The sequence below is a fragment of the Kitasatospora sp. NPDC059817 genome (assembly GCF_042731835.1).
Classification (GTDB): domain Bacteria; phylum Actinomycetota; class Actinomycetes; order Streptomycetales; family Streptomycetaceae; genus Kitasatospora.
The window spans coordinates 30,967-46,695 of record NZ_JBHWIR010000009.1; the positions used below are offsets into that span (position 1 = coordinate 30,967).

Genomic DNA, 15,729 nt, shown 5'->3' on the forward strand with positions numbered 1-15,729 from the left:
CCCCCGGACGTGACCGTGATGCCGCTGGGCATCGCGCGAGCGTCCGGGGGCCCTTCGCGTGCCCGTCCGGAGTGCCGGGGCGTCCGTTCCGGGGTCCGCCCGGGGGTTCGTCCGGGCGTGTGGGCGTGCGGGCGTGCGGCCGTGTGGGCGTGCGGGCTACTTCACGTTCTTGGCGAAGTAGTCGAAGGCCTGCTTCGCCTGGTCCTGCAGCGAGGGGCCGGCCAGGTACCCGGGCGGGTTGCGGCTGCCGATCGCGGTGACGCTGATCAGGTTGGGCTTGCCGTCCTTGGTGATGAACCAGCCGCCGCCGCTGGAGCCGCCGGTCACGGTGCAGCCGGTGACGTACATCGGCGGGCGGCTTCGGTCGGGGGAGAGCCTGGTCGGTGGGACCGGGGGCTCGCAGCGGGAGAGCTCCAGGCCGTCGAACGGCCGATCGGTCGGGTAGCCGTAGGCGGCCGCCGAGCCGATCTGCTCGCGCGGGGCGTTGAACCAGACCGGGACCGAGCCGCCGACCGCCTCCTCCAGCGACGCGCCGGAGCCGCCCTCGCCGCGCACCCGGATGATCCCGTAGTCGTACTGGTGATGGGCGCCGACGCCGCCCTCCCCGAGCCAGGTCGGCGACACCAGCGCGCGCACCGCCGCCCACCGGCCGTACGGGGCGGCCTGCTGCTCGGTGAGCGGTTTGCCGCGGGCCGCCTGGCCGTCCCGGTTGAAACCGGGCACGAAGGTGATGTTCCGCAGCCAGCCGCCGCCCTTGCCGTCGTGCAGGCAGTGCGCGGCGGTGTAGACGAGGTTGCTGCGGCCCGGGTTGGCCGGGTCGGAGACCACCGTCGCGGAGCAGGCCGCGTCGCCCTGGGGCGTGGTGACGAAGAGCCGTCCGACCACGGCGGTGGCCGGGCCGTACGGGTGCGGCTGCGGCGTGGCCGCGACGGCTGCGGGCGGGGCGTCCGGCCGGCCGTCGTCCGGTGCGGCGGTGAGCGGGTACTCCGGGGTGGCCCGCCCCTTGGCGGCGGCCATCCGGGTGGTCGACCAGAAGCCCGGGGCCACCTCGTTGGCGAAGCCGCTGCCGGAGACGAACCGGGCCCAGTCCTCCACCTTCCAGCCCGTCAGGTCGCCCAGGCTGGTGGGGGCCGATGTGGGGAGGGCGGGCGGCGGCGCGGCCGCCGTGGCGCCGGAGTCGTCCGGCCCGCAGGCGGTCGCGGCGAGCGCGAGCACGGCGAGCACCGCGGCGCCGGTCGGTCCGGATCGGCGCCGCGGTCCGCGGCCGGTGTGCTTCGGCATGCTGCATCGTCCCCCGGGGGCGGCCTCCGCCGCCCGTACGGCTTGGTCCGGTCCGACCGGAAAGGGCCTACGGCTTCTTGGATATCCAGTCCAGTGCCTGCTTGGCGACCGTCTCCAGGTACGGGCCGCTCAGCGAGGTGTGGTCCTCGGTGCCGATGGACGTGTTGCTGACCAGGGCGGTCTTCCCGTCCGGCATGGTGGCGAACCAGCCGCCGCCGCTGGAGCCCTGGGTCATGTTGCAGCCGATGGTGAGCATCGACGGGCGCTTGGCGTCGAACGACAGCCGGGTCGGCTTGCCGCCGTCGCACTTGTACAGCTCCTGGCCGTCGAACGGCTTGTAGAGCGGGTAGCCGACCGCCGCGACGGACATCTTGTCGCGCGGGGCGTCGAACCAGACCGGGACGGCCGAACCGACCGTCTCCTCCAGCGACTTGCCGGAGTCGTTCTGGTTGTGTACCCGTATGACGGCGAAGTCGTACTGGTTCGCGGCGTCACCGGTGCCGCCGCCCTCGACCATCCACTGCGGCGAGGTGGTGACCAGGTCGGCCCACCAGGTGCCCAGCGGGGCCAGTTCGGACAGCGGGGCCTTCTTGCCGCCGCTGGAGGCGCCCGAGTTGTTGTAGGCGGGCACGAAGACCAGGTCCTTGAAGAAGTCGCCGCCCTTGCCCGCGTGCACGCAGTGGCCGGCCGTCCAGACCAGATTGCTCTTGCCCGGGTGCTGCGGGTCGGTGATCACCGTCGCCGAGCAGTTGCCCCGGCCGCCCTGGGCGCTGAAGAACACCTTCCCGGACGGCTGCTTGGTGTACGGGCGGGGCACCGGCACGGCCTTGACCACCGGCGGGTCCGGGTCCGTCACGCCGTTGTCGGCGGCCGGCTTGGCGGTGGGCGGGGCCGGATCGGCGGGCTTGGAGTCGCCCATCTTGTCCGGGTTCCAGAAGTCCTTCACCACCGGGTTGTTGAAGACGTGCTTGGACGCCCACGAGTCCCAGTCCTCGAACTTCCACTTCTTCAGGTCGTCCCAGGACTTCGGCAGGCCCTCCAGCAGGCTGGTCGGGATGCCCGACGGGAGGGTGATCCCGCCGATCACGCCGCCCCCCGGGGCGGCGGTGCTGGACGCGGGCGGCGGCGCGGCGCTGCCGCCCCCGTCGCCCGCCGGACCGTCCGGCCCGCAGGCGCTCGCCGCGAGCAGCGTCCCCGTGACGAGGGCGACGGCCATGGCTGACCGGTGGATCGATGGCATGTGTGCGCTTCCCCCTGTGCTCGATCGGGCTGTCGTGCGGCGACTCGCCGCTGTGGAGTCTTCCACCGGTCACCAGGACGGCGGCGGCCGCCCCCCGGGTTGCGGCCCTGACCGGAGGTCACCGATCCGTGACGTGGCCACGATCGGCCCGGCGACCCAGCAGGGCCCCGCGCGCCGGACGCGGACAATCCCCGATCTTCACCCGGACGAGTGAGCCGACCTTGTGATCACCCGTCAGGGATAGGTAACCCTTACCTGACGCGACGGTGCGAGCGCCCGCCGATCCTCTCCACCACCCGCGCGCGTCCGCACCCCCACGCGCCCCAAGGAGCAGCCTTGAGCACCGCCCTCACCGGAGCCCCGCCCGCCCCGCTGCTGCACGCGGACCGGCCGGCCGAGCCCGATCCGCTGCTGCACCCGGACCCCGCCGTCGCCGCCGAACAGGCCGCCCTGGAAGCCCTGCTGCGCTGCTGGACGCGCGAGACCGGCGCCCGCCCCGGCCCCGACGGCCGGCTGCGGATCGCCGTCCTCGGCGGCGCCGCCCGGCTCTCCGCCCCCGTCCGCTACTGGTCGCCCGGCGGCTGGCACCGGTTCGGCCCCGCCGTCCTCTCCGCCGGGGAGGGCACCGCCGACGCCCCCGTGGACGCCGTCACCACCGCCGCGCTGCTCGCCGCCGCGGCCGCCGACCGCCCCGACCCCGGGCAGGTCGCCGACCTCGCCGCCCGGGTCGCCGACTCGGTCGTCCGCACCGCCGACATCCTCGCCCACCGCCGCACCACCGCCCCCGCCGGCGGCCCCGAACGCTCGCACTTCCTCGCCGCCGAACAGTCCCTGCTGCTCGGCCACCCGCTGCACCCCACCCCGAAGAGCCGCGACGGCCTCGGCCCGGCCCAGAGTGCCGCCTACTCGCCCGAACTGCACGGCTCCTTCCAACTCCACTGGTACGCGGTCCACCGCGACCTGCTCGCCGCCGGCTCCGCCCTCACCGACAGCGCCGACCGGATCACCGCGGACCTGCTCGGCGACCACGCCGCCCTGCCGCCCGGCACCGCCGCCCTGCCGCTGCACCCCTGGCAGGCCCGCGAACTCGCCCACCGCCCGGCCGTCGCCGCCCTGCTCGCCGACGGGCTGCTGCACGACCTCGGCCCGGCCGGCGAACCCTGGTACCCCACCTCCTCGGTGCGCACCGTCTACCGCCCCGGCGCCCCCTGGATGCTCAAGCTCTCGCTCGGCCTGCGGATCACCAACTCCCGCCGGGAGAACCTGCGCAAGGAACTCCACCGCGGCCTGGAGGTGCACCGGCTGCTGGAGAGCGGCCTGGCCGCCGAATGGCACCGCGCCCACCCCGGCTTCGACATCGTCCGCGACCCGGCCTGGATCGGCGTCGACCACCCCGCCCTCGGCGACCCGGGCGGCCTGGACACCGTGCTGCGCGCCCAGCCCTTCGCCCCCGCCGACCGCGCGCTGTGCGTCGCCGGGCTGGTCGCCGAACAGCCGCTCGGCACCGGCGACACCGTGCCGTCCCGGCTCGGCGACACCCTGCGGGCGCTCGCCGTCCGCTGCGGCCGCCCGCTGCGGACCGTCGCCGCCGAATGGTTCCTGCGCTATCTGGACGCCGTCGTACTGCCCGTCCTCTGGCTGGACGGCACGGCCGGCATCGCCCTGGAGGCGCACCAGCAGAACAGCCTCGTCCTGCTCGACGCCGACGGCTGGCCCAGCGGCGGCCGCTACCGAGACAACCAGGGCTACTACTACCGGGAGAGCGCCGCCGACCGGCTCACCGCGCGGCTGCCCGGGCTCGGCGAGCACAGCGACACCTTCCTGCCCGACGAGGTGATCGACCACCACTTCGCCTACTACCTCGGCATCAACCACGTCCTCGGTCTGGTCGGCGCCTTCGGCAGTCAGGGGCTCGCCGACGAGACCGTGCTGCTGGCCGGGCTGCGCCGCTTCCTGGCCGGCCCGCGGGCCGCCGCCACCGGATCGGCGCTGCCCGGGCTGCTGCTCGACGCGCCCACCCTGCCCTGCAAGGCCAACCTGCTCACCCGGATCAACGGCCTGGACGAACTGGTCGGCCCGGTCGCCTCCCAGTCCGTCTACGTGGACATCCCCAACCCGCTGGCGGGCGCATGAGCCTGCTCGACGACCCGGCGGGATGGGGCGCGATCCCCACCCCGGCCGGCGAGTTCCGGCTCAGCCCGGTCCGGCTGCCCACCGACCTGGACCTGCTCGCCGGGTGGATGAACGACCCCGAGATCGCCGCGTTCTGGCGGCTCGCCGGGCCGCCCGACGCCACCGAACGGCACCTCCGGGCCCAACTCGACGGTGACGGCCGCAGCGTGCCCTGCCTCGGCCTGCTCGACGGCGCCGCGACGAGTTACTGGGAGGTCTACCGCGCCGACCTCGACCCGCTCGCCCGGCACTACCCGGCCCGGCCGCACGACACCGGCGTCCACCTCCTGATCGGCCCCGCCGAGAGCCGCGGCCGGGGCCTCGGCGCCGTCCTGCTGGCCGCCCTCGCCGAGCGGATCCTGCGGCGACGGCCCCGCTGCGAACGGGTCGTCGCCGAGCCGGACGTCCGCAACCGGCGCTCCGTCCGGGCCTTCGAACGGGCCGGATTCCGGCTGGACACCGAACTCGACCTGCCCGACAAGCGCGCCGCCCTGATGGTCCGTGCCCGCGTCCCCTTCGTCGCCTAGGACACCCCCGTGGACACCCCAGCACCCCAGCCGCCGTACGACCTGCTCGGCGTCGGCATCGGCCCCTTCAACCTCTCGCTCGCCGCGCTCGCCGCGCCCGTCCCCGGCCTGCGCACGCTCTTCTGCGACCAGCGCCCGGAGTTCCGCTGGCACCCCGGCATGCTGGTGGACGGGGCCCGGATGCAGGTGCCGTTCCTCGCCGACCTGGTCTCCCTCGTCGACCCGACCAACCCCTGGTCCTTCCTCAACTACCTGCGCGACCAGGACCGGCTCTTCCCGTTCTACTTCGCCGAGCGCTTCCAACTGCCCCGCCGCGAGTACGACCACTACTGCCGGTGGGCCGCCGAACGGCTCGCCAACTGCCGCTTCGGCACCGAGGTCACCGCCCTGCACTGGGAAGCCCCGCACTTCCGGGCCGAGCTGACCGACACCGCGACCGGGCGGCGGACCGAGGTGCACGCCCGCAACCTCGCCCTCGGCGTCGGCACCCGGCCCGTCCTGCCCGAGGCCTTCACCGCCCTCGACGGCCACCCGCGCGCCTTCCACTCCGCCGACTACCTGGACCGCCGCGGCGACCTCGCCGGCGCCCGGGACATCACCGTGGTCGGCAGCGGGCAGTCCGGCGCCGAGGTCTTCCTCGACCTGCTCCGGCGCCACGACGGCGACGGCGTCCGGCTGCGCTGGCTCACCCGGACCAGGGCGCTCGCGCCGATGGAGTACTCCAAGCTCGGCCTGGAGCACTTCACCCCCGACTACACCCGCTACTTCCACAGCCTGCCCGAACCCGTCCGGGACGCGCTGGTCGCCGCCCAGTGGCAACTGCACAAGGCCGCCAGCGCCGAAACCCTCGCCGAGATCCACGACCACCTCTACGAACGCACCATCGGCCGCCCGATCGACACCGCCCCGGTCGACATCACCCCCGGCACCGCCGTCACCGAAGCCCGCCCCGGCCCCTGCGGCGGCCTCGAACTGCACTGCCGGCACGGCGACTCCGGCGTCGAACACGTCCTGCGCACCGACGCCGTGGTGCTCGCCACCGGCTACCGGGCCGCCCGCCCGGCCGCGCTCGAACCGCTCGCCCGGCTGATCGACTGGGACGGGGACGGGCGCTACCGGGTCGACCTCGACCACCGGGTCGCCACCCGGCCCGAACTCACCGGCGGCCTCTACGTCCAGAACGCCGAACTGCACACCCACGGCGTCGGCGCCCCCGACCTGGGGCTCGGCGCCCACCGGGCCGCCGTCATCCTCAACGCCGTCACCGGCCGGACCGTCCACCGGCTGCCCGCCCGCACCGCCTGGACCGGCTTCGCGCCGCCCCGGACCGCCCCCGCCGCTGCGGGCGCTGCCGCGGGCGCCGCCGCGGCTGTTGCCGAGGGCACCCCCGCCGCCGAGGGCACCCCCACCGAGAGCACCCCTGCCATCCCCCGTCCCCAGGAGCTGACCCGTGCCGCAACCGTCGGCCGCTGAACCGCCGTTGTACCTGCCCCCGCACCTGACCGCCGGGCACTGGCGGCGGGCCGGGCGCGCCCTGCTGGCCAAGATGCTCGGCGAGTTCGCCTACGAGGAACTGCTCACCCCCGTCCGCGCCGCCTCCGACGGCGAGTACCTGCTCTGGCTGCCCGAGGCCGAGTACCGCTTCACCGCCCGCCGCGGCGCGTACGGAAGCTGGCGGGTCGACCCGGAGTCGGTCCGCTGCTCCGACCCGGACGGCCTCGACCCGCTGCGCTTCCTCCCGCACGCCCGGCACGCCCTCGGCCTGCGCGGCGAGACCACCGGCCACCTGATCCGCGAACTCACCGCCACCCTGACCGCCGACGCGCACCAGCTCGCCACCGCGCTCACCGCCGCCGAACTCGCCGACCTCGACCACCCCGCCCTGGAGGGCCGCCAGGACGGCCACCCCTGGATCGTCCCCAACAAGGGCCGGATCGGCTTCTCCGCCACCGACGCCGCCCGCTGGGCCCCGGAGGCCCGCACCCCGCGCCCGCTGCCCTGGATCGCCGTCCACCGCCGGCTCGCCGAGTACCGCGGCGTGCCCGGCCTGGAGCGGCCCGAGCAGCTGTACGCCCGCGAACTCGACGACCCGGACGCGCTGCGCGCCGCCCTCGGCCCGGCCGCCGCCGACTACCTGCTGCTGCCCGTCCACCCCTGGCAGTGGGACGAGACGATCGTCCCGCTGTTCGCGCCCTGGATCGCCTCCGGCGAGATCGTCCCGCTGCCCTCCGACGGCGACCCACGGCTGCCCCAGCAGTCCATCCGCTCCTTCTTCAACACCGCCCACCCCGAGCGCTGCACCGTCAAACTGCCGTTGTCCGTCCTCAACACCCTGGTCTGGCGCGGCCTGCCCACCGAACGCACCCTCGCCGCGCCCGCCGTCACCGCCTGGATCCACGGTCTGCGCGACGCCGACTCCTACCTGCGCGACGAGTGCCGGGTGATCCTGCTCGGCGAGATCGCCTCCGTCACCGTCGACCACCCGCTCTACCGTGAGCTGCCCGAGGCGCCCTACCAGTACAAGGAACTCCTCGGCGCGATCTGGCGCGAACCGCTCGGCCCCTTCCTGGCCAGCGGCGAACGCGCCCGCACCCTGGCCGCCCTGCTGCAGACCGGCTCCGACGGCCGGGCGCTCGCCGCCGAACTGATCGCCCGCTCCGGGCTCACCCCCGCCGCCTGGACCGGCCGGCTGTTCGGCGCCGTGCTGCCGCCGCTGCTGCACTTCCTCTACCGGTACGGGCTGGTCTTCTCCCCGCACGGGGAGAACGCCATCGTCGTCTTCGACGAGCACGACGCGCCGACCCGGCTCGCGGTCAAGGACTTCGTCGACGACGTCAACCTCAGCGACCAGGACCTGCCCGAACTGCGCGACCTGCCCGCCGAGGTCGACGACGTCCTGCTGCGGGACGGCCCGCAGGGGCTCTGCCAGTTCCTCCACTCCGGGCTGTTCATCGGCGTCCTGCGCTACCTCGCCCCACTGCTGGAGGCGCAGACCGGGCTGCCCGAGGCCGAGTTCTGGGCCCTGCTGCGGGCCGAGATCCGCCGCTACCAGGACCGCTTCCCCGGCCTGGGCGAGCGCTTCGAGCTGTTCGACCTGTTCCGGCCGCGGATCGACCGGCTCTGCCTCAACCGCAACCGGCTGCTGCTCGACGGCTACCAGGACCGCCCGCACCGCCCGCACGCCGCCCGGTACGGGACCGTCCCCAACGCCCTGGTGACCCTGGAGGCGGATCTTCCCGGGCGACGGAGCCGGATTGTCACCCCAGCCCCGTAGGCTGGGAGGGTCATGACGAACGACTCCGAAACCCAGCTCCCCGGCGAGACCGAGCTCCCTGGCGAGGACGGCGGCGCCGCCGCCGACGTCGAGGAAGCCGTCGCCGTTCCGCGCTCCCGCATCCCCGACCTGCTGCACGCCGCGGTGGCGGCCGTCGGCGGCGTCGAGCGCCCCGGTCAGCTCCGGATGGCCGAGGCCGTCGCCGACGCCGTCGACAACGCCGAGCACCTGCTCGTCCAGGCCGGCACCGGCACCGGGAAGTCCCTCGCCTACCTGGTGCCCGCGCTCGCCCACGGGGACCGCGTGGTGGTCGCCACCGCCACCCTGGCGCTGCAACGCCAGCTCGTCGAACGGGACTTGCCGCGCACGGTCGAGGCGCTGCACCCGGTGCTGCGCCGCCGCCCGCTGTTCGCGATGCTCAAGGGCCGCTCCAACTACCTGTGCCTGCACCGGGCCAACGAGGGCACCCCGAGCGACGAGGGCGAGGGCCTGTTCGACGCGGCCGAGGCGCTCGGCGGGCCCGCCAGCAAGCTCGGGCAGGACGTGCTGCGGCTGCGCGAGTGGGCCGACGAGAGCGACACCGGGGACCGGGACGACCTCAGCCCCGGCGTCTCCGACAAGGCCTGGGCCCAGCTGGCGGTCACCTCCAAGGAGTGCCTGGGCGCCACCCGCTGCGCGTACGGGCAGGAGTGCTTCGCCGAGAAGGCCCGGGAGCGGGCCAAGCTGGCCGACGTCGTGGTCACCAACCACGCGATGCTCGCGATCGACGCGATCGAGGGCGCGCCGGTGCTGCCCGAGCACGGGCTGCTGATCGTCGACGAGGCGCACGAACTGGTCAACCGGGTCACCGGCGCGGCCACCGCCGAGCTGACCGTCGGCGCGGTCAACCGGGCGGTCAAGCGCGCCGCCCGGCTCGCCAACGAGAAGGCCGTGGACGCCTTGCAGGCCGCCGCCGAGAACTACCACGGCCTGATGGAGACCGCCCAGCCCGGCCGGGTCGAGGAACTGCCCGAGTACCTGGCGTACGCGGTCACCTCGATCCGGGACGCCGCCCGCCAGGTGATCAGCTCGCTCGGCGAGACCCGCGACAAGGGGCTCAGCGACGAGGACGCCGTCCGCAAGCAGGCGATGGCCTCCGCCGAGTCGCTGCACGAGACCGCCGAGCGGCTGCTGGAGGACTCCGAGTACGACGTGGTCTGGATCGAGCGCAGCGACCGCTTCGGCATGGGCACCGGCTCGCTGCGGGTCGCGCCGCTCAGCGTCTCCGGGCTGCTGCGCGAGGGCCTCTACAAGGAGCGCTCGGTGGTGCTCACCTCGGCCACCCTCAAGCTCGGCGGGGACTTCAACGGCGTCGCCGCCTCCGTCGGCCTGCCCTCGGACTCCCGGCTGCCGGACCAGCGCACCCCCGGGGACAATCCTTCGTCCGGGTCCGGGTCCGGGTCCGGTTCCGGTTCCGGCTTCGGCGAGGACGCGGTGCCGCACTGGCGCGGCATCGACGTCGGCTCGCCGTTCAAGTACCCCAAGCAGGGCATCCTGTACGTCGCCCGGCACCTCGCCGATCCCGGCCGAGATCCCGAACGGCCCGACATGCTGGACGAGTTGGCGGAGCTGATCGGCGCGGCCGGCGGGCGCACGCTGGGCCTGTTCTCCTCGATGCGCGGCGCCCAGACGGCCGCCGAGGCGCTGCGGGAGCGGCTGGACAACCGGATCCTGCTCCAGGGGGAGGACACCCTGGGCGAGTTGATCCGGGAGTTCGCCTCGGACGCGTCCACCTGCCTGTTCGGCACGCTCTCGCTCTGGCAGGGCGTGGACGTACCCGGCTCGGCCTGCCAGCTGGTCGTGATGGACCGCATCCCGTTCCCCCGGCCGGACGACCCGCTGATGAGCGCCCGCCAGAAGGACGTCGAACAGCGCGGCGGGAACGGCTTCATGGCCGTCGCGGCGACGCACGCGGCGCTGCTGATGGCGCAGGGCGCCGGCCGGCTGGTGCGCGCGGCCGAGGACCGGGGCGTGGTCGCGGTGCTCGACCCGCGGGTGGAGACCAAGCGGTACGGGAGCTTCTTCCGCTCCTCGATGCCGGAGTTCTGGTACACCACGGACCGCAACCAGGTGCGCCGCTCGCTGGCGGCGATCGACGCCTCGGCGCCGCCGGTCAAGCCGGTGGTGAAGCGGGGCTGAGCGGTGCCGTGATCCGGGGCTCCGTCCAGCCCCCCTGGGGGCCGAGGCGGGGCCCGGAAGCCCCCGGAGACGCCGGAGGGGCTCCCCGCGACCACGCGGTGGAGCCCCTTCCCGCTGGGTGCGCGCGAGGCGTCAGAGGCGGCGCAGGACCGCGACGACCTTGCCCAGGATGGTCGCGTTGTCGCCGTTGATCGGCTCGTACGCCGGGTTGTGCGGCATCAGCCAGATCCGGCCGTCCTCGCGCTTGAGCCGCTTGACCGTGGCCTCGCCGTCGATCATCGCGGCCACGATGTCGCCGTTCTCGGCGACCGGCTGGCGGCGCACGGTGACCCAGTCGCCGTCGCAGATGGCCGCCTCGATCATCGAGTCGCCGCGCACGGTGAGCGCGAACAGCTCGCCCTCGCCGACCAGCTGGCGGGGCAGCGGGAAGACGTCCTCGACCGTCTGCTCGGCCAGGATCGGGCCGCCGGCGGCGATCCGGCCGACCAGCGGCACGTACGAGGTGGACGGCCGGCCGGCCGTCTCGGCGGTGTTCGGGCGGGCCACCTCGACGCCGCGGACCTCGTAGGCGCGCGGGCGGTGCGGGTCGCGGCGCAGGAAGCCCTTGCGTTCCAGTGCCATCAGCTGGTGGGCGACCGAGGAGGTGCTGGACAGGCCGACGGCCTGGCCGATCTCGCGCATGGACGGCGGGTAGCCGCGGCGCTGGACGGAGTCCCGGATGACCTCGATCACGCGGCGCTGGCGTTCGGTGAGACCGGCCTCGTCGGTGCGGATGCCGGGGGGGCGGCCGGGCAGCGCGCGGGTGGGCGCCTGGTGGGCGTCGTCGATCGCTGGGGAGTGTTCGATCGGCTGGTCGGGAACGCGGCCCGTGCTGGAAAGGGCCGGGCCGGAGAGGCGCTGGTCTTCGCTACGGTCCATGCTGATGTCCACGCTCTGCTGATTCGTGGTGCGCTGCCCCACCTTGAACTGGGAGTGTTCCTGCACCGGGATGGTGTTGCTTTCGATGGTGTTCACGGCGGCCCCTCTCGACGGCTGTCCTCTCCCCTTTTCCAGCCCAACGCCCCTCCTATCGAAAGGTTGCGCCAAACACACGTTCGAGTGAATTATTCGAGAGTTGGCTGACTCGATCAAGGCTTTGCTGTACATCGAGACTGTGCATCGAGTAAATGTTCGATCGGATCTCGACTTCGGCAGTCTAATCGGTGCCGACACGCCAGGGGTGTCGCTTCCCCCGGAGACCTACATCTAGTGGTTACAGTCCTCTCCGTGCCCAGTACTAGTGGTTACGGCGCATGATCAGCTTGCCGAGGCCGGGGTCGCATCGCATAGACTCAACAGGTCCGTACGTCCTGCCAGGGAGGGATCCTCAGGTGCACTGCCCCTTCTGCCGGCATTCCGACAGCCGTGTTGTCGACAGCCGGACCAATGAGGACGGCAGCTCGATCCGCCGTCGTCGGCAGTGCCCGGACTGCGGCCGCCGCTTCACCACCGTGGAGACGGCCGCACTGATGGTCATCAAGCGCAGCGGGGTCACCGAGCCCTTCTCCCGGGAGAAGGTCATCACCGGCGTCCGCAAGGCCTGTCAGGGCCGCCCGGTCACCGAGGACGCCCTCGCCCAGCTCGGCCAGCGGGTCGAGGAGTGCGTGCGCGCCACCGGCAACGCCGAGCTGACCACCCACGACGTCGGGCTGGCCATACTCGGCCCGCTCAAGGAACTCGACGTGGTCGCCTTCCTGCGCTTCGCCAGCGTGTACCAGGCGTACGACGGACTGGAAGACTTCGAGGCCGCCATCGCGGAACTCCGCGCCGAACGGCCCGTCCCCGAGGCGGACGGCACCTGCGTGCCCGTCGCCGCCGCCGCGCCCTAGGAGGCGCCGGCACCCGGCCCCCTGGCGGGCCTTGCTGCACCACGGGTCCCACGGGGCCCACGCATGCCCGAAAAAAGGGCACAGAACACAACAAACCGTGCGCAAGCAGGCGAGGTCTCCGCCTGCCCGCACACCGGAAGAACGAACCAGCGGTGCCCGGACTTTTCAGGGCACTTCGGGCGTTTGCCCAGGAGGAGGAAGAAGTGACAGACACCACGAGCGGTTCCGCACGCGGGTCGAAGTCCGACAAGACCACGGCCAAGGGCGGCGGCAAGGCCCCCAAGGGCGGTCTGCCGATCGGGCGCATCTACACCACTCCTGGCGTGCACCCGTACGACGAGGTCCGCTGGGAGCGCCGCGACGTCGTCATGACCAACTGGCGCGACGGGTCCATCAACTTCGAGCAGCGCGGCGTCGAGTTCCCCGACTTCTGGTCGGTCAACGCCGTCAACATCGTCACGTCCAAGTACTTCCGCGGCGCCGTCGGCACTCCCCAGCGCGAGTGGAGCCTCAAGCAGATCATCGACCGCGTGGTGCTCACCTACCGCGCCGCCGGCGAGAAGCACGGCTACTTCGCCACCAAGGACGACGCCGAGATCTTCGAGCACGAGCTGACGCACGCCCTCCTCCACCAGGTGTTCAGCTTCAACTCGCCGGTCTGGTTCAACGTCGGCACCAAGCAGCCCCAGCAGGTCAGCGCCTGCTTCATCCTGTCCGTCGACGACTCCATGGAGTCGATCCTCGACTGGTACAAGGAAGAGGGCATGATCTTCAAGGGCGGCTCCGGCGCCGGCCTCAACCTCTCCCGCATCCGCTCCTCGAAGGAACTGCTGTCCTCCGGCGGCAACGCCTCCGGCCCGGTCTCCTTCATGCGCGGCGCCGACGCCTCCGCCGGCACCATCAAGTCCGGTGGCGCCACCCGCCGCGCGGCCAAGATGGTCGTGCTCGACGTCGACCACCCCGACGTCGAGGCCTTCATCGAGACCAAGGTGAAGGAGGAGGAGAAGATCCGCGCCCTGCGCGACGCCGGCTTCGACATGGACCTCGGCGGCGACGACATCACCTCCGTCCAGTACCAGAACGCCAACAACTCCGTCCGCGTCTCCGACGAATTCATGACCGCCGTCGAGAACGGCACCGAATTCGGCCTGCGCGCCCGGATGACCGGCGAGGTCATCGAGACCGTCGACGCCAAGAAGCTGTTCCGCAAGATGGCCGAGGCCGCCTGGGCCTGCGCCGACCCGGGAATCCAGTACGACTCCACCATCAACCACTGGCACACCTGCCCGGAGTCCGGCCGCATCAACGCGTCCAACCCCTGCTCCGAGTACATGCACCTGGACAACTCCAGCTGCAACCTCGCCTCGCTGAACCTGATGAAGTTCCTGCGCGACGACGACTCCTTCGACGCGGACACCTTCGCCAAGGTCGTCGAGCTGGTCATCACCGCGATGGACATCTCCATCTGCTTCGCCGACTTCCCCACCGAGAAGATCGGCGAGACCACCCGCGCCTACCGCCAGCTCGGCATCGGCTACGCCAACCTCGGCGCCCTGCTGATGGCCACCGGCCACGCCTACGACAGCGAGGGCGGCCGCGCCCTGGCCGGCGCCATCACCTCGCTGATGACCGGCACCGCCTACCGCCGCGGCGCCGAACTCGCCGGCGTCGTCGGCCCGTACGACGGCTACGCCCGCAACGCCGCCCCGCACCAGCTGGTCATGAAGCAGCACTCGGACGCCTCGCTCGCCGCCGTCTCGCTCGACGAGCTGGACGCCCCGGTCTGGGCCGTGGCCAACGACACCTGGCAGGACGTCCTGCGGATCGGCGCGCAGAACGGTTTCCGCAACGCCCAGGCCTCGGTGCTCGCCCCCACCGGCACCATCGGCCTGATGATGGACTGCGACACCACCGGCGTCGAGCCGGACCTGGCGCTCGTCAAGTTCAAGAAGCTCGTCGGCGGCGGCTCGATGCAGATCGTCAACGGCACCGTCCCGCGCGCCCTCAAGCGCCTCGGCTACCAGGACGAGCAGATCGAGGCGGTCGTCGCCCACATCGCCGAGCACGGCAACGTGGTGGACGCCCCGGGCCTCAAGGCCGAGCACTACGAGGTCTTCGACTGCGCGATGGGCGAGCGGGTCATCTCGGCCATGGGCCACGTCCGGATGATGGCCGCGATCCAGCCCTGGATCTCCGGCGCGATCTCCAAGACCGTGAACATGCCGGCCTCCGCGACCATCGAGGACATCGAGGAGATCTACTTCGAGGCGTGGAAGATGGGCGTCAAGGCGCTCGCCATCTACCGCGAAAACTCGAAGGTCGGCCAGCCGCTCTCGGCGAAGAAGAAGGACTCCGAGGCCAAGGCCGAGGAGGCTCCGGCCGCCGCGGTCCAGAAGGTCGTCGAGTACCGCCCGGTCCGCAAGCGCCTGCCCAAGGGCCGCCCGGGCATCACCACCTCCTTCACGGTCGGTGGCGCCGAGGGCTACATGACCGCCAACTCCTACCCGGACGACGGCCTCGGCGAGGTCTTCCTCAAGATGTCCAAGCAGGGTTCGACCCTCGCGGGCATGATGGACGCCTTCTCCATCGCCGTCTCGGTCGGCCTGCAGTACGGCGTGCCGCTGGAGACCTACGTCTCGAAGTTCACCAACATGCGCTTCGAGCCGGCCGGCCTGACCGACGACCCGGACGTGCGGATGGCACAGTCGATCGTCGACTACATCTTCCGCCGCCTGGCGCTCGACTTCCTGCCGTTCGAGACCCGCTCGGCGCTCGGCATCCACTCCGTCGAGGAGCGCCAGCGCCACCTGGACACGGGTTCCTACGAGCCGCTGGAGTCCGAGGAGCTCGACACCGAGTCGCTCGCCCAGTCGGCCCCGGTGGTCGCCACCCCGGCCCCCGCCGTCGAGGCGCCCAAGGCCCCCAAGGCCTCCCCGGCGCAGGCTCACAACTCCACGGAGCTGATGGAGATCCAGCTCGGCCTCAACGCCGACGCCCCGCTCTGCTTCTCCTGCGGCACCAAGATGCGCCGCGCCGGCAGCTGCTACCTCTGCGAGGGCTGCGGCTCCACCAGCGGCTGCAGCTGACCGCCGGTACTGACCCCGCGCGGGTGAGCCACCGCTGAGGGGGGGGGGGGGGGGGGGGCGCGAGCGCGCCCCCCCCGCGGGGTGGGGGGGGCGCCGGCGCGGG

Annotated in this window: 10 protein-coding genes; 7 read left to right on the top strand and 3 right to left on the bottom strand. The window is 72.8% G+C overall.

All coding sequences use genetic code 11. The features are described from left to right. Nucleotides 1-156: 156 nt before the first annotated feature. Nucleotides 157-1,281, bottom strand: coding sequence for a trypsin-like serine peptidase (locus ACFV61_RS03405; protein WP_380489847.1), 1,125 nt, complete (start codon nucleotides 1,279-1,281; stop codon nucleotides 157-159). Nucleotides 1,282-1,348: 67 nt separating this feature from the next. Then, nucleotides 1,349-2,521: a trypsin-like serine peptidase gene (locus tag ACFV61_RS03410; RefSeq protein WP_380489849.1), complete on the bottom strand. Its 1,173-nt coding sequence runs from the start codon at nucleotides 2,519-2,521 to the stop codon at nucleotides 1,349-1,351. Nucleotides 2,522-2,857: 336 nt separating this feature from the next. Here ACFV61_RS03410 and ACFV61_RS03415 point away from each other — a divergent pair, with 336 nt between their 5' ends. The 5 genes from ACFV61_RS03415 to ACFV61_RS03435 are packed head-to-tail and all read left to right on the top strand — an operon-like array spanning nucleotide 2,858 to nucleotide 10,672. Then, nucleotides 2,858-4,654, top strand: coding sequence for an IucA/IucC family protein (locus ACFV61_RS03415; RefSeq protein WP_380425676.1), 1,797 nt, complete (start codon nucleotides 2,858-2,860; stop codon nucleotides 4,652-4,654). After that, nucleotides 4,651-5,220 carry a GNAT family N-acetyltransferase gene (locus ACFV61_RS03420; protein WP_380425674.1) on the top strand — a complete coding sequence of 190 codons (570 nt, stop codon included), beginning with the start codon at nucleotides 4,651-4,653 and terminating at the stop codon, nucleotides 5,218-5,220. Before ACFV61_RS03415 ends, ACFV61_RS03420 begins: the two co-directional genes overlap by 4 nt. A gap of 9 nt (nucleotides 5,221-5,229) precedes the next feature. Then, the gene (locus tag ACFV61_RS03425) at nucleotides 5,230-6,693 is read left to right on the top strand and encodes a lysine N(6)-hydroxylase/L-ornithine N(5)-oxygenase family protein (protein WP_380489851.1); all 1,464 of its coding nucleotides are present in this window, start codon (nucleotides 5,230-5,232) and stop codon (nucleotides 6,691-6,693) included. Then, entirely contained in the window at nucleotides 6,671-8,494 is a 1,824-nt protein-coding gene (locus ACFV61_RS03430; RefSeq protein WP_380489853.1) for an IucA/IucC family protein, read from the top strand. Before ACFV61_RS03425 ends, ACFV61_RS03430 begins: the two co-directional genes overlap by 23 nt. Before the next feature lie 12 nt (nucleotides 8,495-8,506). Then, a complete protein-coding gene (locus ACFV61_RS03435; RefSeq protein ID WP_380489855.1) occupies nucleotides 8,507-10,672 on the top strand; it encodes an ATP-dependent DNA helicase in 2,166 nt (721 codons plus the stop codon). 132 nt (nucleotides 10,673-10,804) lie between these two features. On the opposite strand, the gene lexA is transcribed toward ACFV61_RS03435, so the two are convergent. Further along, nucleotides 10,805-11,686 carry a transcriptional repressor LexA gene (lexA, locus tag ACFV61_RS03440; protein WP_380336391.1) on the bottom strand — a complete coding sequence of 294 codons (882 nt, stop codon included), beginning with the start codon at nucleotides 11,684-11,686 and terminating at the stop codon, nucleotides 10,805-10,807. Between the two features lie 356 nt (nucleotides 11,687-12,042). Between lexA and nrdR the strand changes: the two genes are divergently transcribed. Beyond that, the gene (gene nrdR / locus ACFV61_RS03445; RefSeq protein WP_063349343.1) at nucleotides 12,043-12,540 is read left to right on the top strand and encodes a transcriptional regulator NrdR; all 498 of its coding nucleotides are present in this window, start codon (nucleotides 12,043-12,045) and stop codon (nucleotides 12,538-12,540) included. 203 nt (nucleotides 12,541-12,743) lie between these two features. Continuing rightward, nucleotides 12,744-15,626 carry a vitamin B12-dependent ribonucleotide reductase gene (locus tag ACFV61_RS03450; protein ID WP_380489857.1) on the top strand — a complete coding sequence of 961 codons (2,883 nt, stop codon included), beginning with the start codon at nucleotides 12,744-12,746 and terminating at the stop codon, nucleotides 15,624-15,626. Nucleotides 15,627-15,729 lie beyond the last annotated feature (103 nt).